This is a genomic window from Dactylosporangium thailandense, from assembly GCF_059739745.1.
In genome coordinates, this window is the sequence record NZ_AP029195.1 from 10,509,009 (window position 1) to 10,526,510 (window position 17,502).

The 17,502-nt window shown below is 72.1% G+C and carries 17 protein-coding genes; 10 read left to right on the forward strand and 7 right to left on the reverse strand.

All coding sequences use genetic code 11. The features are described from left to right. Nucleotide 1: 1 nt before the first annotated feature. Complete coding sequence (urtA, locus tag AC6JBM_RS46930) at nt 2-1,219, reverse strand: urea ABC transporter substrate-binding protein (protein ID WP_497980115.1); 1,218 nt, start codon at nt 1,217-1,219, stop codon at nt 2-4. 173 nt (nt 1,220-1,392) lie between these two features. On the opposite strand from urtA, the gene AC6JBM_RS46935 reads away from it, so the two are divergent. From AC6JBM_RS46935 to AC6JBM_RS46945, 3 genes are read left to right on the forward strand one after another with little or no spacing between them, the layout of a single operon-like run. After that, complete coding sequence (locus tag AC6JBM_RS46935; RefSeq protein WP_497980116.1) at nt 1,393-2,592, forward strand: DUF4407 domain-containing protein; 1,200 nt, start codon at nt 1,393-1,395, stop codon at nt 2,590-2,592. A 58-nt stretch (nt 2,593-2,650) separates the two neighbouring features. Then, the gene (locus AC6JBM_RS46940) at nt 2,651-4,261 is read left to right on the forward strand and encodes a glycoside hydrolase family 10-like protein (RefSeq protein ID WP_497980117.1); all 1,611 of its coding nucleotides are present in this window, start codon (nt 2,651-2,653) and stop codon (nt 4,259-4,261) included. Between the two features lie 36 nt (nt 4,262-4,297). Continuing rightward, nucleotides 4,298-4,717, forward strand: a complete 420-nt coding sequence (locus AC6JBM_RS46945) for an SPW repeat domain-containing protein (protein WP_497980118.1) — start codon at nt 4,298-4,300, stop codon at nt 4,715-4,717. Between the two features lie 55 nt (nt 4,718-4,772). Here the strand turns inward: AC6JBM_RS46945 and AC6JBM_RS46950 are convergent, their stop codons facing one another. The 3 genes from AC6JBM_RS46950 to AC6JBM_RS46960 all read right to left on the reverse strand — a co-directional run bounded on the left by AC6JBM_RS46950 (nt 4,773) and on the right by AC6JBM_RS46960 (nt 6,638). After that, nucleotides 4,773-4,967: a CsbD family protein gene (locus AC6JBM_RS46950; RefSeq protein ID WP_497980119.1), complete on the reverse strand. Its 195-nt coding sequence runs from the start codon at nt 4,965-4,967 to the stop codon at nt 4,773-4,775. A gap of 25 nt (nt 4,968-4,992) precedes the next feature. After that, nucleotides 4,993-5,592 (reverse strand): DedA family protein, encoded by a 600-nt coding sequence (locus AC6JBM_RS46955; RefSeq protein ID WP_497980120.1) that lies wholly within the window; start codon nt 5,590-5,592, stop codon nt 4,993-4,995. A gap of 71 nt (nt 5,593-5,663) precedes the next feature. Beyond that, complete coding sequence (locus AC6JBM_RS46960; RefSeq protein ID WP_497980121.1) at nt 5,664-6,638, reverse strand: sigma-70 family RNA polymerase sigma factor; 975 nt, start codon at nt 6,636-6,638, stop codon at nt 5,664-5,666. 36 nt (nt 6,639-6,674) lie between these two features. Between AC6JBM_RS46960 and AC6JBM_RS46965 the strand changes: the two genes are divergently transcribed. The 3 genes from AC6JBM_RS46965 (at nt 6,675) to AC6JBM_RS46975 (ending at nt 9,817) form a co-directional block, all read left to right on the forward strand. Continuing rightward, nucleotides 6,675-7,367: an RluA family pseudouridine synthase gene (locus AC6JBM_RS46965; protein ID WP_497980122.1), complete on the forward strand. Its 693-nt coding sequence runs from the start codon at nt 6,675-6,677 to the stop codon at nt 7,365-7,367. Nucleotides 7,368-7,440: 73 nt separating this feature from the next. Beyond that, nucleotides 7,441-8,655, forward strand: coding sequence for a bifunctional glycosyltransferase family 2/GtrA family protein (locus AC6JBM_RS46970; protein WP_497980123.1), 1,215 nt, complete (start codon nt 7,441-7,443; stop codon nt 8,653-8,655). Between the two features lie 112 nt (nt 8,656-8,767). Continuing rightward, nucleotides 8,768-9,817, forward strand: a complete 1,050-nt coding sequence (locus tag AC6JBM_RS46975; RefSeq protein WP_497980124.1) for an ABC-2 transporter permease — start codon at nt 8,768-8,770, stop codon at nt 9,815-9,817. 78 nt (nt 9,818-9,895) lie between these two features. On the opposite strand, the gene AC6JBM_RS46980 is transcribed toward AC6JBM_RS46975, so the two are convergent. Then, entirely contained in the window at nt 9,896-10,402 is a 507-nt protein-coding gene (locus AC6JBM_RS46980) for a PaaI family thioesterase (protein ID WP_497980125.1), read from the reverse strand. A gap of 66 nt (nt 10,403-10,468) precedes the next feature. On the opposite strand from AC6JBM_RS46980, the gene AC6JBM_RS46985 reads away from it, so the two are divergent. From AC6JBM_RS46985 to AC6JBM_RS47000, 4 genes are all read left to right on the forward strand, one after another. Beyond that, a complete protein-coding gene (locus tag AC6JBM_RS46985; protein ID WP_497980126.1) occupies nt 10,469-10,954 on the forward strand; it encodes a winged helix-turn-helix transcriptional regulator in 486 nt (161 codons plus the stop codon). 112 nt (nt 10,955-11,066) lie between these two features. Continuing rightward, on the forward strand, nt 11,067-12,872 hold the full coding sequence (locus AC6JBM_RS46990; protein WP_497980127.1) for a S8 family serine peptidase: 1,806 nt from the start codon (nt 11,067-11,069) through the stop codon (nt 12,870-12,872). A gap of 27 nt (nt 12,873-12,899) precedes the next feature. After that, a complete protein-coding gene (locus AC6JBM_RS46995; protein WP_497980128.1) occupies nt 12,900-15,380 on the forward strand; it encodes a putative bifunctional diguanylate cyclase/phosphodiesterase in 2,481 nt (826 codons plus the stop codon). A gap of 38 nt (nt 15,381-15,418) precedes the next feature. Then, the gene (locus tag AC6JBM_RS47000) at nt 15,419-16,117 is read left to right on the forward strand and encodes an NRDE family protein (RefSeq protein ID WP_497980129.1); all 699 of its coding nucleotides are present in this window, start codon (nt 15,419-15,421) and stop codon (nt 16,115-16,117) included. Here AC6JBM_RS47000 and AC6JBM_RS47005 read toward each other — a convergent pair. Both AC6JBM_RS47005 and AC6JBM_RS47010 read right to left on the reverse strand, forming a co-directional pair. Then, on the reverse strand, nt 16,106-16,909 hold the full coding sequence (locus tag AC6JBM_RS47005) for an SDR family NAD(P)-dependent oxidoreductase (protein WP_497980130.1): 804 nt from the start codon (nt 16,907-16,909) through the stop codon (nt 16,106-16,108). The genes AC6JBM_RS47000 and AC6JBM_RS47005 overlap by 12 nt on opposite strands. Then, nucleotides 16,906-17,493 (reverse strand): DUF998 domain-containing protein, encoded by a 588-nt coding sequence (locus AC6JBM_RS47010; RefSeq protein WP_497980131.1) that lies wholly within the window; start codon nt 17,491-17,493, stop codon nt 16,906-16,908. The genes AC6JBM_RS47005 and AC6JBM_RS47010 overlap by 4 nt, the downstream gene beginning before the upstream one ends. Between the last annotated feature and the right edge of the window lie 9 nt (nt 17,494-17,502).

The following is a 17,502-nucleotide window of genomic DNA, read 5'->3' on the forward strand; positions in this document are numbered from 1 at the left end:
CCTAGCTCAGGCCCTTGGCCCAGTCGTAGCCCTTGAGGTACGGGTCCGGCTTGATCGGCTGCCCGGAGTTCCACACCTCCTTGATCTGCCCGTCGGGCTGGATGATGCCGATGCGGGCGGTCTTGTACACGTGCTGGTTGTCGCCGTCGATGGTCACCTTGCCCTCGGGCAGGTCGAGCGAGATGCCCTTGGCCGCGGCCTTGACCTTCTCCACGTCGGTGCTGCCGGCCTTCTTGACCGCCTCGGCCCACAGGTAGACCGCGTTGTAGCCGGCCTCCATCGGGTCGGAGGTGACCTTGTCGGCGCCGTACTTGGCCTTGAACGCGGCGACGAACTTGTCGTTGGCCGCGCCCGTCGTGGTCTGGTAGTAGTTCCACGCCACGAGGTGCCCGGCGATGTTCTCCTTGCCGATGCCGACGACCTCCTCCTCCGCCACGCTCACGGAGACGGTCGGCATGCTGGCCGCGGTGATGCCCTTGTTCTTGAGCTCCTTGAAGAAGGCCACGTTCGAGTCGCCGTTGAGGGTGTTGAACACGGCGTCGGGCTTGGCCGCGGCGAGCTTGTTCACCAGGGTGCTGTATTCGGTGTGGCCCAGCGGCGTGTACTCCTCGCCGGCGATCTCCATGCCGTTGGCCTGGGCGTAGGCCTTGATCTCCTTGTTCGCGGTGCGCGGGAAGACGTAGTCGGAGCCGACCAGGAAGATCTTCTTCTTGCCCTGCTGCTTGAGGTAGTCCAGTCCCGGGATGATCTGCTGGTTCGTCGTCGCACCGGTGTAGAAGATGTACGGCGAGCTCTCGAGGCCCTCGTACTGCACCGGGTACCACAGCAGCGCCTTGTTGCGCTCGAACACCGGCAGCATCGCCTTGCGGCTGGCGGAGGTCCACCCGCCGAACACCGTGGCGACCTTGTCCTTGGAGATGAGCTTCTGCGCCTTCTCGGCGAAGGTGGGCCAGTCCGAGGCGCCGTCCTCGACGACGGGCTCGAGCTTCTTGCCGAGGACTCCACCGGCGGCGTTGATCTCGTCGATGGCCATGAGTTCCGACTTCTGCACGGTGACCTCACTGATCGACATCGTGCCGCTCAGCGAGTGCAGGATGCCGACCTTGATCGTGTCGCCGCTCGGGGAACCGCCGCCGGATGCCGGCTCGGAGCAGCCCGCCAGGGCCACCAGGGTGAGACTTGCCAGCGCTATGAGACCGCGTCGCGCGAGTGGGGCCATATCCGGTCCTTCCCTGTTCGGAGGTGGGGGACCGAACGCTAAGGACAGACCATTTCCTATATCTAGATGCTCCGATTGCTGGTGCGTTACCTGCCGCTCACAATCGATTGTCGACAGATGCCGTTTCGTCAAACGCCCATAAATGCGACTTATCCTCGCGTACCGTCGCTAGCATGGCAGGGGGATCCGCGCTTCTGAGAGTCGCGAACGTCAACCCGGCGAGCGTGCGGACCCACACCGATCGGGCGCTCTACAGCTCCATCGGGGTCTTCATCCTGCTGTACGGCGTGTACGCGATCGTCGGCGCCGCGAGCTTCGTCGACGCGTCCACGAACTACGCGCACCCGTGGTGGCAGTGGCTGGTCGGGCCGCCGGTCGCGCTGGCGGTCATCGCCTACGACCGGGCCGTGGTCGGGCGCGTCGCGGTGAACTTCGAGCAGCTGGACTCGGCCGACCCGCACCAGCTGCTGCGGCGGCGCACGTTCGGGCTCTACGCCGGGCGCATCCTGCTCGCGCTGCTGTTCGCGGTGGTGATCACCGAGCCGCTCATGCTGGCCCGGTACAAGGGCGAGATCGACGCGTACCTCGGCACCGTGCACAACCAGCAGCTCACCCGGCTCGAGCAGAGCGGCGCCATCGCCACCTTCCAGCGCCAGGTCGACGCGCTGCGGGCCCAGGACGCCGCCGACGACAAGGCCGTGGCCGACCTGCACCAGCTCGCCGCGGACAAGCGCAAGGAGTCCGCGTCGATCTACGACCAGGCGCTGGCCGACTCCCGCGCCGGCGGCGTGACCCGGCGGGCCGGCTGCCCGGCCGGCGGCTACTGCGACACGCTCGTGCGGCAGTCCCGCACGCTCATGGACGAGGCCACCCGCCTCGACGGCGAGGCCGCGACGCTGCGCGCCGGCCAGGAGCCGGGCCGGCAGTCCCGGGCCGACCAGGTGAAGTCGCTGCTCGCGCAGATCGCCGAGCAGCGCGCGGCGAACCGGACCTCGGTCGAGGCCGGGGCCGGCTTCGGGGCCCGCACGACCGCGATGTGGCACCTGGTGACCAGCGACTTCTGGGGCTTCGGCTTCTTCTATCTCGGCGTCGCCGCGCTGCTGGTCTGCCTGGACTGCGCCGCAGTCTGGCTCAAGCTCGTCTCGCACGGCAACGGCTACGAGCGCACCGAGGCCCGCGAGGCGCGGCGCAAGGAGCTCTCCGAGACCCGCCGCCACGAGCAGGAGCTGCTGGTCACCGACCGGGCGCAGGGCCTGGCCGGGGAAGGCCTCGAGACCGTGGTGACCGAGCGGCGGCTCATGGACGCCGCCGTGAGCCGGGCCACCGAGCGGTTGATGGCGGAACTGGAGGACCAGTCCCGACTGGTCCGTTAGGGCAGAAGTTGCCCCGATGACTTGCCTTCGGCCCCCGCCCTCCGGGCAGACTGGGCCGGTGCAGAACCGCCTGCCTGCCCGCACGTCGGTGCTGCCGCTCGTCATCGGCCTCGTCCTGGTGCTCCTGGGCGGCGTCGGGCTGGCCCGCATGGTCTGGGACGACGCCATCAACGCCTCGGCCGGCACGCCCTCCACGGACCGGATCGACCGCGCCGCGGACCGGGCCGACCGCGCCACCGACCCGCGCGCGTCCCGCTGCGGCGGCGTCCCGCTGAGCGCGCCCCGGGAGCTGCGCGGCGTCTGGATCACCACCGTCGAGAACATCGACTGGCCCAGCCGGCCGGGGCTGCCCGCGGACCAGGTCAAGCAGGAGTACCTCGGCTGGCTGGACCTCGCCCAGCGGCGCAACCTCAACGCGGTCTTCGTGCACGTCCGGCCCAGCGGCGACGCGCTGTGGCCGTCCGACTTCGCGCCCTGGTCGGAGTGGATCACCGGGGTTCGCGGCCAGAGCCCCGGCTTCGACCTGATGCAGTGGATGATCGACGAGACGCACCGGCGCGATCTGGAGTTCCACGCCTGGTTCAACCCGTATCGGGGCAGCCAGCCCGCACCCTCCGGAGCCGGCCCGGACATCAACGCGCTCGCCCCCGACCACCCGCTGCGCAAGCACCCGGAGTGGGCGGTGGTCTACCCGTCGGTGGGCACCACCGGCAGCCGCCTGCACTTCAACCCGGGCATCCCCGAGGCGCGCAAGTTCGTCGAGGACTCGATGCTGGAGGCGGTGCAGAAGTACGACGTCGACGGCGTGCACTTCGACGACTTCTTCTACCAGTACCCGGTCGGCAAGCAGGACTACCCGGACGACGCGGCGTACCGGCAGTACGGCGGCGGCAAGAGCAAGCCCGACTGGCGCCGCGAGAACGTGAACCTGCTGGTCAAGGAGATGAGCCAGCGGATCAAGCAGCTCAAGCCGTGGGTGAAGTTCGGTATCAGCCCCTTCGGCATCTGGCGCAACAACGGCACCGACCCGGCCGGTTCGCCGACGCGCGGCCTGCAGAGCTACGACGACATCTACGCCGACACCCGCAAGTGGGTGCGCGAGCAGTGGCTCGACTACATCGTGCCGCAGCTGTACTGGAACATCGGCTTCGACGTCGCCGACTACGCGAAGCTCGTGCCCTGGTGGGTCGACGTCGTCAAGGACACGAGGGTGCAGCTGTACATCGGGCAGGCCGACTACCGCGTCGGGCAGGCCGGCCCGTGGTCCGACCCCGCCGAGCTCGACCGCCAGCTCGCCCTGAACCGCAAGTACGCCCAGGTCACCGGCAGCGTCCACTTCAGCGCCAAGAACCTGCGGGCGGACGCGCTCGGCTCCGTCTCGAAGTACGCCGGCGACTTCTACAGCACGCCCGCGCTGCCGCCGCTCATGAAGTGGCTGCCGAACAAGGCCCCGGCCGCACCCGCCCTGTCCACCGCGGCCGACGGCGACAACGTGAAGCTGACCTGGAAGGGCCAGGGCGTCTCCGCGGCGGTCTACCGGGTCGACGGCGGCGCGGCCAAACTGGTCGCCACCCGGCGCGGCGGCGACGGGGAGTTCACCGGCCCCAAGGGCACGTACTGCGTCACCGCGCTCGACCGCTCCTGGAACGAAAGCCCTCCGGCGGGGTGATCACCGCTCATCCGGCCGCCCCGAAGGCTGTCGGCCATGAGCAGCTTCATCTCGGAACAGGACTTCACGACGCCGGCGCACATCCGCCTGGATCCGATCCCGCCCGAGCGGCCCGCCGCCGCCCGCGCGACGCGGACCCTGCCCCTGACCATCGTCTTCCTGGCGGCGGTGTGGCTGGTGGTGTCGGCGGTGCCGTTCGGTTACATCGGGGCGGGCCGCTACGACATCTTCTGGAGCGACACGGTGACCGGCATCGCGCTGGCCGTCGCGACCCTGATCCGGCTGCTCAAGCCGGGCGCGGCCGGGTTCACCCCGATCATCGGCGGGCTGGCCGGGTGGGTGCTCGCCGCGCCGCTGGTGCTGCGGTTCGGCTGGTCGGCCTCCGCCGCCAACGACGTCGCCGTGGGCCTGCTCATCCTCACGTGTTCCGCGTTCGGCCCCGAGGAACGGCCCTGAAAACGCAGGCGGGCCGCCCCGAGTCGGGGCGGCCCATCCTCCGTCGCGAGTGCGATCAGCGGTCGAACGCGTCGGCCACGTTGCGCCCGGCGTCCTTCACGTGGTCACCGGCCTGCTTGGCCTTCGCGGCGGCGCGCTCAGCGGCGCCCTCGGCCTGAAGTCGCTCGTTGTCGGTCATGTCGCCGTACTTCTCCTTGGCGGCACCCTTGAACTCTTCGGCCTTGTGCTCGACCTTGTCCGTGAAACTCATCACAAATCCCTTCCACGTTTTCCGGTCACGCCTTGCTGATAAGTGGTTGCCCGCCTTGGCGCGCCCGCAAACGCAGTCGCCGCGCCAGAGTCGTCACGCCCGTCACGGTGAACGACAGCGCGATCCCCAGCCCCGCGGCCGCGAGCGGGTTGCCGGTGAAGACGTTCCCGCCGAGATAGCCCAGGCCGGCGATGTACACGCTCCACAGCACCGCACCGACGGCCAGGGCGGGCAGCAGGCGCCGCCGCGGGAACTGCGCGTAGCCGCTCACCAGGGCGACCGTGGTGCGCCCGAGGGGCACGAACCGGCCACCGGCGACGATCGCGCCGCCGTGCCGGTCGAGCAGCCGCGAGACCCAGCCGACGGCCCTCCAGGAGCGCTCGCCGCGCAGGAGCCGCTCGACCAGGCGCCGCCCGCCGCGCCGGGCCACCTCGTGCATGAGCACGTCGCCGACGAACACCGCGGTGATCGAGGAGAGCAGCACGACGGCCAGGTGCAGGTGCCCGCTCGCGGCGAGCGCCCCGCCCGCGATCACGCTCGTCTCCGCCGGTACCGCCGGGATCAGGCAGTCCAGCACCAGCAGCACGAAGATCACCAGGTAAGCCCAGCCGGCCATCGCTTCCATGCCACCAACCCTGCCGTTCGGGGGCCGCGAAATCAGCGGGGCCAACCCGCCGAACGGCAGGGGGGTTTCCCCTACCCCCGGGGACGGCCCAGTGCGTCCATGGCCACGAAGGACTCGAACACGCGCGGGTCGTGGAAGGCGGTCAGCTCCGTGATCAGGCCGCCCTCGACGCGGATGACCCCGACGGCGAAGGGGCGCTCCACCGTCTCCCCCGGCGGCGTGTGGTAGACGACCATCGCCGGGTCGCGGTTGGCGCGGGTGAGCTCGGCGCGGACCCGACCGACGTGGAACGGCGAGCCGGGCGGGACGCTCTGCGCGAGCGTGGCGGCGATGGCGTCCCGGCCGAGGTACCACATCGGCAGCGGCGGCATCACCGCGCGCGCCTCGTCGGCGAGCAGCCGCGCCATGGCCCGCACGTCGGCGCGCTGGAACGCGTCGACGTAGCGCCGCAGCACCTCCTGCTCGTCCGGGTCGGGCGCGCGGTCGGGCGTCCAGTCGTCGCCGCGCTCCGGCAGTCGCTCGCGGAGGGTCGCCCGGGCCCGTTGCAGGGCACTGTTGGCCGCCGGGGCCGTGATGTCGAGCAGTTGCGCGGTCTCGGCCGCCGACCAGCCGAGCACGTCCCGCGCGATGAGCACGGCCCGCTGCCGCGGCGGCAGATGCTGCAACGCGGCCAGGAACGCGAGCTCCACCGTCTCCCGGGCGACCGCGCGCGTCTCCGGGTCGGCGTCGAGCACCCGGTCCGGCAGCGGCTCCAGCCAGGCGACGTCGGCGCGCGGGGGCCGGTCGTCGCCGGGGCCGGACGGCGGGCCGAGGTCCATCGGCAGGATGCGGCGCTGAGCGCTCTTGAGCACGTCGAGGCAGGCGTTGGTGGCGATGCGGTAGAGCCACGCCCGCACCGACGAGCGCCCCTGGAACGCGTCCCAGCCCTTCCAGGCGCGCAGGAACGTCTCCTGCACCAGGTCCTCGGCCTCGTGATAGGAGCCGAGCATCCGGTAGCAGTGCAGCTCCAGCTCCCGCCGGTGCGGCTCGATTTCGCTCAGGTCCATGCGAGCCCCCTCTTCCCTCCGTGCGAGATTAGGACGATGTGGGCCGAGTTTCGTGAGCGCGTGCTGCTGGAGGACGACGCGATCCTGGTGCTGGACAAGCCGGTGGGCGTCTCCGTGATGGGCGAGCGGCACGAGTCCGACCTGGTCCGCATGGCCGCGGACGCTGGCGAGCAGCTGTTTCCGGTGCACCGCATCGACAAGGTCACCTCGGGCGTGATCCTGTTCGCGAAGGACCTGGCCGCGCACGGGGGCCTGACGCGGCAGTTCAACAAGCGCACGGTGGAGAAGGCGTATCTGGCGGTGACGGCCCCGGGCGACCTGCCGCCGTCCGGCCGCGTCGAGCTCCCGCTGAGCGTCGGGCGCAAGAACCGGGTCCGGATCGCGGCGCCCCGGGAGAGCATCGTGCTCACCGACGGCACCTGGAGCGTGCCGGCGTCGGCGGTGTTCGACACCGTGCCGACGTACCCGTCGACGACGACCTTCACCGTGCGCGAGCAGACCCCGCAGCGCGCGCTGCTGGAGGCGTATCCGCACACCGGCCGCCGCCACCAGATCCGCGTGCACCTGGCCTGGATCGGTCACCCGATCGTGGGTGACCCACTGTTCGAGAAGAACCCGGCCGGCCGCACCTTCCTGCACTCGTGGCGCCTGGCGTTCGACCACAACGGCGCGCGGGTGACCGTGGAGGCCCCGATGCCGGACGAGTTCGCCCAGGCTACGCGCGGGTAGAGCCCGGACACTCACAGCCGGGGCACAGGTTCGCCGGACGTTGCCGGAAGGTGCGGACCGGAGGCTTCGGGGCATGAGCAGTGTGACGCTTCCTCGCGCGGTCGGCGCGGGCGCCCGCAACACCGGCGCCGTCCTCGACGTCGTCATCCCGGTCTACAACGAGGAGGCCGATCTCGGGCCCTGCGTGCGCCGCCTGCACCGGCACCTGGCGGACAGCTTCCCGTACGCCTTTCGCATCACCGTCGCCGACAACGCCAGCACCGACGCCACGGCCGCCGTCGCCCGGGCGCTCAGCGTGGAGCTGGACGGCGTCGAGGTGCTCCGGCTCGCCGAGAAGGGCCGCGGCCGCGCGCTGAAGCAGGCCTGGTCCGCCTCCGACGCGCCCGTGCTCGCCTACATGGACGTCGACCTCAGCACCGACCTCAACGCTCTGCTGCCGCTGGTCGCGCCGCTGCTGTCGGGCCACTCCGACGTGTCGATCGGCACCCGCCTCGCGCGCGGGTCGCGGGTCGTGCGGGGGCCCAAGCGCGAGTTCATCTCCCGCAGTTACAACCGCATCCTTCGTACCACCCTGAGCGCCAGCTTCTCCGATGCGCAGTGCGGCTTCAAGGCCATCCGCCGGGAGGTCGCCGAGCAGCTCCTGCCGCTCGTCGAGGACACCGGCTGGTTCTTCGACACCGAGCTGCTCGTGCTCGCCCAGCGCGCCGGCCTGCGCATCCACGAGGTGCCGGTCGACTGGATCGACGACCCCGACAGCCGGGTCGACATCGTCGCGACCGCCGTCGCCGACCTCAAGGGCATCGCGCGGCTGGGCCGGGCGCTGGTCGCCGGGAAGGTGCCGGTCGCCGCGCTGCGCAGCCGGCTCGGGCGGGCCCCGCTGGTCGAGGGCGTCCCCGCCGGGATGCTGCCGCAGCTGCTGCGCTTCGGCGGCATCGGCGTGCTCTCCACCGTGGCGTTCCTGGCCCTCTACGCCCTCCTGCGCCCGGCGCTCGGGGCCCAGGCCGCGAACTTCGTGGCGCTGCTGAGCACCGCGATCGCCAACACCGCGCTCAACCGCCGGCTCACGTTCGCCATCCGCGGCAGTGCGGGCGCGGTCCGCCACCAGCTCCAGGGCCTGCTGCTCTTCGCCCTCGGGCTGGCGCTCAACGCGGCCGCGCTGGCCGCGCTGAACATGGCCGCGCCGGCGCACGCGCACGCGGCCGAGCTCGCCGTGCTCCTGGTCGCGAACGCGGTCACCACGCTGCTGCGGTTCATCCTGATGCGGGTGTGGGTCTTCCGCGCTTCCTGACGAACCGCGCCTGCCGGCCACGGCCCTTCCCGACAAAAGTGGTCAAGTCTGACACGCCGGAGTCGCCCGTACGATACCGTCAAATGTGGTGAAAGCGGGATTTCTTCATGAAGTGCGCGACGGCGTCACGCCGCGCGCGGGTGCGCTGGTCCTCGCGGTCCTGGCCCTGCAGATGGCGTTCATCGCCAGCTACATCGGGGCGTTCCACGAGCCGACCCCGCACCGGATTCCTGTGGCCGTCGCCGCGCCCCCGGAGGCGCTCGACGACCTGGTCGGCAAGCTCGACCGGCTGCCCGGCGAGCCGCTGGACGCGCGACCCGCGTTCAGCGAGGACGCCGCACGCCGGATGATCGACCAGCGCGAGGTGTACGGGGCGTTCGTCGTCTCCAACACCGACGCCACCGATCGGCTCATCGTCGCGAGTGCCGCGGGCGCGAGCGTGGCCACCGTCCTCGAGCAGATCATCACGCCGCTCGAGGACGCCCAGGAGCGCGCCTTCACGACCGAGGACGCGCACCCGGCCCTGCTCGGCGACGCGCGCGGCCTCTCGGGCTTCTATCTCGCGCTGGGCTGGGTCGTGGGCGGATACCTGGTCGCCCTCGCGGTGAGCATGAGCAAGGGCGCCCGCCCCGCCAACCCGCACCGGGCCCTGGTCCGGCTGCTGTCCCTGGCGGCCTACTCGGCCGTGTCCGGCGTCGGCGGCGCGCTCGTCGCGGGCTCGCTGTTCGGGGCCCTGGACGGCCACTTCGCGCAGCTGTGGTGGTTCGGCGCGCTGCTGGTGTTCGCCGCGGGCTGCTGCACGATGGCGCTGCAGGCGGCGTTCGGCTTCGTCGGTACCGGCCTGACGGTCCTGCTCTTCGTGGTCCTCGGCAACCCGAGCGCGGGCGGCGCCTACCCGGCCCCGCTGCTCCCGCCGTTCTGGCGGGCGATCGGCCAGTGGCTGCCGCCGGGCCTGGGCACCGAGGCGATCCGCGGCATCGTGTACTTCGACGGCGCCGGCGTCCAGCGCGCGGCGATCGTGCTCGGCGGCTATGCGCTCTTCGGCCTCGTCGGCACCCTGCTGGTGGCCCAGATCGCCCAGCCCCGCCAGATCGTGATCACCCCCGGCCAGAGCCTGGTCCCGGCCGGCCGCCGCGACCCGGTGCCGTCGTCCCGTTCGTGACCGAAATGTCGGGCGCTCCGCGCCGCAACATTTTGTTTATGCCCGAACCCCGGCGCGGAGCGCCCGACTTGTCGCACATCACGGCATGTCGAACAGCATGCACGTCGAGGTGGCGTGCGCGATCAGCGCGCCGCGGCCGTCGGTGATCTGGGCCTGGGCCAGGGCCGTGCGCCGCCCCTTCGACAGCACCGTTCCCTCGCACGTCAGCACGCCGGAGGCGATCGAGGCCGGACGCAGGAACTTGGTGGTGAGGTCGAGCGTCGTGTACCCCACGCCCGCCGGCAGGGTCGTGTGGACCGCGCAGCCCGTGGCGGTGTCCAGCAGGGTGGCCAGCACCCCGCCGTGCACGGTGCCGAGGGGGTTGTAGTGGTACTCCTGCGGCTCCAGCGTCACCGTGACGCGCCCCTCCTCGGCGTCGAGGCGCCCGGTGCCGAGCAGGTGCATGATCGGCGGGGCCGGCAGCTCGCCGCGCTGCATCGCCTGCAGCAGCTCCAGCCCGCTGCGCCGGCCCAGCTGCTTCGCGTTGAGCATCGGGTCGGACCACGAGAACGTGCGGCTGCGGAGGTCGCCCTCGGTCTGGGTCATGGAGCCAGCGTCGCGGCCCGAGGCTAGGTCTGTCAACAGGACTCAGCCCCGGGTTAGCCTGACAGCATGAGACCTAGGGCACTCGAGTGGTCCGTCGAGAACTGCACGATCGGGCGCGCGATGGCGATCCTCGGGGAGCGGTGGACGCTCGTCGTGCTCCGGGAGGTCTTCAACGGCATCTTCCGCTTCGACGACATGCGGGAGCGCACCGGCATGCCCCGGCAGGTGCTCACCAACCGGCTCGGCGTGCTCGTGGACAACGGGATCCTGCGCCGGGTGCCCTATCGCGAGCCCGGGTCCCGGGCCCGCGACGAGTACCGCCTCACCGAGAAGGGCTTCGACCTCTACCCGCTGCTCGTCGCCGTCCGCGAATGGGGCGACCGCTACCTCGCCGACCCGGGCGGCCCGCCCCTCGAGACCGTCCATCGCGACTGCGGCGCCCACGTGCACGCCACGCTCGTCTGCGAGGCCGGGCACCACGAGGTCGCTCCCCGCGACGTCGTCCCGCGGCCGGGACCGGGGGCGATCCGGCGTACGCCGGCTGAGGTCTAGTGCTCGGCATCACGCACGGTGCGTGAAGTACGACCGATCTGTTGACAACGGAACGCTACGCGCTGCCCAACCATGGATCACGGCTAGTCATGAACCCATGGAAGGGGCCCGCATGCCGAGCAGATACCGGAGCGCGCTGGGCGCCGCATCTGCCGCGATCATCGCGATCGCGGCCGGGGCGGTCGCGCCGGGCGGGCCGGCGGTCGCAGCCACCACCCCGACGGCCACCGCCGCCGGCCTGACCCGCGTCATCGTCGAGTACGACGATCCCGACGCGGCCGCCCTCGCGGTCTCCCGCGCCGGCGGCAAGGTCGGGCGGCCGCTGTCCGTCGTGAACGGCTTCGTGGCCGAGGTACCGAGCCAGCGACTGTCCGCACTCAAGACCGCGCCCGGCGTGCGCGGGGTGACCGTGGACGGCACGGTCTCCCTCTCCGCCGCCCGATGGCGCGCCGACGGCGACTCCAACTCGATGTTCAGCGTCGTGCGCGCCACCGGCGCCCTCGACGTGTGGAAGAAGCTCGACTCGACCAGCCGGAACATCACCGGCACGGGCGTCGGCGTGGCGCTCATCGACTCCGGCGTCTCGCCGGTGACGGGCCTCAACGACACCACCCGGATCATCAACGGCCCCGACCTGTCGTTCGAGTCGCAGGCGTCCAACCTGCGCTACACCGACACGTTCGGCCACGGCACCCACATGGCCGGCCTCATCGCCGGGCGCGACCCGCTCACGAACCTGCTGACGGTCAGCGACCCGAGCAACTTCACCGGCATGGCCCCGAACGCGACGCTGATCAGCGTCAAGGTCGCCGCCGCCGACGGGGCCACCGACGTGTCCCAGGTGATCGCCGGCATCGACTGGGTCGTGCAGCACCGCAACGACCCGGGCCTGAACATCAAGGTCCTCAACCTGTCCTTCGGCACCGACTCCAACCAGGACGAGAAGCTCGACCCGCTCTCCCACGCGGTGGAGTCGGCCTGGAAGAAGGGCATCACCGTGGTCGTGTCCGGCGGCAACGACGGCACCACCCGCAGCAACCTGTCGATGCCCGCGGTGAACCCGTACGTCATCGCGGTCGGCGCCGCCGACTCCAAGGGCACCGACTCGCGCGCCGACGACGTCGTGGCCGACTTCAGCAGCCGCGGCAACGCCACCCGCTCGGTCGACCTGACCGCGCCCGGGCGCTCGATCGTCGGCCTGCGCGACCCCGGCTCGTACGTCGACGTGAACTACCCGACCGGGCTCGTCCCCGGCGACACCACGGGCCGCTACTTCCGCGGCAGCGGCAGCTCCCAGGCCGCGGCCATCACCTCCGGCGCGGTCGCGCTGCTGCTGCAGCAACGCCCGTCGCTCACCCCGGACCAGGTGAAGAAGCTGCTCACGAGCACCGCCGACGTCATGCCCCAGGCCGAGAAGCTCGGCAGCGGGGCGGGCGGGCTGAACATCAAGCGGGCCATCGACGCGCCGACGCCGTCCGCGGCCGCGGCCGCCCAGACCTGGGTGGCGTCCACCGGGGCCGGCTCGCTCGAGGCGTCCCGCGGCACCGCCCACGTGGCCGACCCGACGAGCGGCGTCGAACTGACCGGCGAGAAGGACATCATGGGCAAGGCGTGGAACGGCACCACCTGGGGCAAGGCCGCCACGGCCGGCACCGCGTGGAACGGCGGCACGTGGAACGGCGCGGCCTGGACCGGCACGTCGATGGGCACCGGCCAGTTCCCGGGCCTGCTGGCGGCCAAGACCTGGAGCTCGGTCACCTGGTCGGGCACCAACTGGGACGGCCGGACCTGGAGTGGGCGCACGTGGAGCGGCGCTACGTGGGACGGGCGCACATGGAGCGGCCGAACTTGGTCAGGAAACACCTGGAGCGGCCGAACTTGGAGTGGGAGCTACTGGTCCAGCTCCATCTGGCAGTAACACCGCACTAACCATACAAACAGGGCGATGATGACGAAAGTACGCGGTTGGGGTCGCCCGGATGCGCGGGTCGCGACGCTCAGTCTCTGGCTGGGCGCCGCGACCGTCGCGGCCCACGCGCTGCGTGTCCGGACCGTCGGCCTCCCCGCCGCTCCCGATGTGGTGCCCCTCGCGATCCTGCTCGTGGCGTTCGCGCTGACCGAGGGCTTCGCGATCCACGTCCGGGTGCGCCGCGGCGGCCACGCGATGAGCCTCAGCGAGATCCCGATGGTGCTCGGGCTGCTGTCGGTCGACCCGACACTGCTGCTGTGCGTGCGCCTCATCGGCGGCGTCGTGGGCCTGTCCGTCCTGCGCCGCCAGCGCGGCGTCAAGCTCGGCTTCAACATCGCGCTCCTCGGGGTGCAGACCACCGCCGCGGCCGTGCTGCTGCGCACCCTCGCCGGACCCGTGCTGCCCAGCGGGCCCCGGGAGTGGCTGTACGTCCTGATCGCCATGCTGCTCTCCGACGTGATCGCCGCGGTCCTCGTCACCGCCGTGATCGCCCTGCACGACGACCCCAGCGAGTGGCGACGGCTGCCCAGCGCCCTGCGGGGCCTCCCGCTCGTGGCCATCACGACCAGCATCGGGCTCATCAGCGCCCTCGCCATCGAGCGCGACGCCCGCGCCATCGCGCTGCTGGCCGTCGTCTCCGCCGTCACGTACCGCGCCTACCGCGCCTTCGTCCACCAGAGCCAGGGTCACCAGCAGGTGGAGGAGCTGTACGCGTTCACGCGCGCCCTCGACGGCCCCCTCGACACCCGCGGCGTGGCCCGGATCGTGCTCGAGCAGGCCCGCGACCAGCTGCGCGCGGAGCGGGCCGAGCTCATCATCCCCGACGCCGACGGCGCCCACGTGCGGCTGCGCATGCACGGGGCGAACATCTTCGAGATCGGCACCGCCGAGGCCCTGCCCGAGACCGCGTGGTGGCAGCCCGCCCGGGGCGGCGAGCCGGTGCTCGTGGCCAAGGGCAGCCGCGTGATCGGGTCCATCGAGGACGGCATCGCCGTGCCGGTACCGCTGAACGACGGCGAATCCGGCGTGCTCCTCGTGGCCGACAGCCTGCCCGACATCCCCACCTTCGGGGAGCAGCACGTGCGGCTGTTCCAGGCGCTGGCCAACCACGCGAGCCTCTCGCTGACCAAGGCCCGGCTCCTCGACGACCTGCGCCGGGAGGTCGCGGAGAAGGAGCACCTGGCCAACTACGACCCGCTCACCGGCCTGCCCAACCGCCAGCGCTTCCAGGCGCTCACCGACCGGCTGCGCTCCGCCGGCACCCCGGTCGCCGTGCTCCTGATGGACCTCGACCGGTTCAAGGACGTCAACGACGCCCTCGGCCACGACGTCGGCGACCAGCTCCTGCGGCTCGTCGGCGAGCGCCTCCAGGAGCGGCTCGGCGACCGCGGCACGGTGGCTCGCTTCGGCGGGGACGAGTTCGCGGTACTGCTGCCGAACATCCGCACGCGCGAGGTCGCCATCGCCGTCGGCGACGACCTCGGCGCCGCGATGGAGCACCCGATCCCGATCGGGCACCTGCGGCTCAACGCGCGCTGCAGCATCGGCATCGCCCTCGCGCCCGAGCACGGCCACGACGCCAAGACGCTCATCCAGCGCGCGGACGTGGCGATGTACGTGGCCAAGACGACCCACACCGGCGTGCGCGTCTACACCAGCGACGACGACCGCAACAGCCCGCGCCGGCTCGCCATGGTCGCCGACCTGCGCGAGGCCATCCAGCGCCACGACCTCGTCGTGGTCTTCCAGCCCAAGCTGTCCACCGCGACCGGCGCGGTCGTCGGCGCCGAGGCCCTGGCCCGCTGGCACCACCCCGTGCACGGCTTCGTCCCGCCGGACGAGTTCATCCCCCTCGCGGAGCACTCCGGCCTCATCCGCCCCCTGACCCTGCACGTGCTCGAGGTCTCCCTGCGCCGGTGCGCGGCGTGGCGGCGCGCGGGCCACGACATGCACGTCGCCGTGAACCTCTCGCCGAACTCCCTGCAGGAGTCGGACCTGCCCGACATCGTGGCCCGCCTGCTCGGCCAGGCCGGCGTCCCGGCCAGTGCCCTCACGCTGGAGATCACCGAGAGCAGCATCATGGCCGACCCGACCGGCGCCCTCGTGATCCTCGACCGGCTGCACGCCCTCGGGGTGAAGCTCGCCATCGACGACTTCGGCACCGGCTACTCGTCCCTGGGCCGCCTCCGGGAACTGCCCATCCACGAGATGAAGATCGACCGCTCCTTCGTGCAGCGCATCGCCGTGGACCATCGCGATCGGGCGGTCGTGCGCTCGGCGGTGCAGCTCGGCCACGCCCTCGACCTGATGGTGGTGGCGGAGGGCGTGGAGGACGAGGAGACACTGCACCATCTGCGGCAGGAGGGCTGCAACCTGGTGCAGGGCTTCTACATCTCCAAGCCGCTGCCCGCGGACGAGTTCGCGAACTGGCTGAGCGCGCGCGTCGAGGTCGCCTGAGTTCTCCTACTCCCGCACTTGGCATAACGTTCCGGTTCATGTGCACCGTGCTCCTCCGGTTCGACCCCGACGCCACGTGGCCGGTTCTGCTGGCCGCGGTCCGCGACGAGTACCTGGCCCGCCCGTGGGAGCCCCCGGCCGAACACTGGCCGGGCCGCTTCGGCGGCCGGGACAGCACCGCGGGCGGCACCTGGCTGGCCGTGGACCCGGCCCGCCCGAGCGTGACGGCCCTGCTGAACGGCTACCCGCCGCTCCCGCCGGCCGGCGACCGCCCGACCCGGGGCTCGCTGCCGCTGGCCCACTTCCCGCCGGAGGACGACGTGCTGCGCTCCTTCGACGCCTTCCACCTGGTGCGAGCCGAGCCGACGGAGATCGCGGTGACGTCGTGGGACGGCGTGCGGGTGACCCACACCCTGCTCGAACCGGGCAACCACGTGATCGTGAACCAGGGCATCGACGTCAACGCGTTCGCCCCGCTGGCCACGGCCTCCGCTGTCGACCCCAAGCCGGGCCTGCCCTCCGCGCAGGCCTGGGGAGACTGGCTGGACCTGCTGGCGGGTGGCGAGTTCACGGGCGCGGCCGAGCGCCCGCTGCTGGTCCGCAAGGAGGTGGCGGGGCTGCTCTACGGCTCGGGTTCGGCGGCGCTGGTCGCGATCGGTGAGCCGGGCGTGCGCTACGACTTCACCGCGAACCCCGGCCCGGAGGCGGCGTGGTCGGAGATTCCGCTACCGAACTGATGGCAGGCCGGCCGCCTCGAGCGACGACTGCCACAGGCGGGCCGCGCGGTCCCGGCTGGTCGAGCGCGGGGTGGCCGGGAAGCGCTCGCGGCGGAAGTAGTACCCGCCGGGGACGAGTTCGCTCGCCGGAGCGTCGGCCAGCCACCGCAGCGTGTCGGCCGCCCGGTCCGGCGTGGTGAACAGCACCGGGACGAGCTTGCTCAGCATGAACAGCGGGCTGCTCGACGCGAACCGGCTGCGCACCAGGCCCGGGAAGAACGCGGTGGGCAGCACGCCGCCGGGCGCCCAGCGGCGTGCCGCCTCGCGGGTGAAGAGGATGTTGGCCTGCTTCGACGAGCCGTACGCCAGCCAGCGCGCCCGGTGCGTGAGGGAGGCCCGGAGCGGGTCGTCGACGTCGAGGACGCCCCAGGCCTCGGCCAGCGACGCGGTGGTGATCAGCCGCGAGGTGCCCGCCGCGCGCAGGTGGCCCTGGAGCTCGTGGGCCAGCAGGAAGCCCGCCAGGTGGTTCACGACCAGGGCGCGGGGGCCGCGGTACAGGCCGCCGGCGTTGTTGACCAGGACGTCGATCCGGTCGCAGGCCGACCTGACCTCCGCGGCGGCCCGCCGGACCTGGTCGAGGTCGGCGAAGTCGGCCCGCACGGGGACGGATCCGGGCAGCCGGGCGGCGGCCGCGGCCAGGCGGGACTCGTTGCGCCCGAGCAGGATCAGGCGATCGCCGGCCTCGGCGAAGCTGCGGGCCGCGGCCTGGCCGATGCCCGAGCTGGCCCCGGTGACCACGACCGTCCGGGTCATGCTCGCGGCCGCTTCGAGTGGCGTATCGCCGTCAGGACCACCCACGCCGAGACCGCGACCAGGGCCGCCCGCTCCATCACGCCCGTGAACAGGGAGCGGCCGGCGAAGAGGATGCCGGCCGCCGAGAGCAGCAGCGGGGGGTAGGCGACCGCGATCCCCAGCCGGCCGGTCCAGCGGTCCGGCGCAGGTCGCAGGGCATAGAGGAGGATGGCCAGGGCGCACAGCAGCAGCGCGGCGATCGCGGCCGCGGCGTGGACCAGGTCGCGGGGCGCGGGGGACTCGTAGGGCGGCAGCGGGCAGCCGGGGCTGCAGTGCACCGCGCTCGACACGGCGGCCAGCGGGGCGGCCAGGGCCAGGGAGGCGGCGATCAGCCAGCAGGACCGTCGCGCCGGGATCGCCAGCAGGGCCAGCGACAGGGCCAGGAACAGCATGCTCGCCGCGTACAGCCCCGCGTGCGGGGCGCCCGGGACGCCGGACTCCGACACGTAGGTCGCCGGCGGGGAGGTCGCCACCGCGGCCGCGAGGCCCGCGGCGCCGGTGCAGCCCGTCGCCGCGGATGCCGTTGCCGACCAGCGGGGGATCATCGCCTCAAG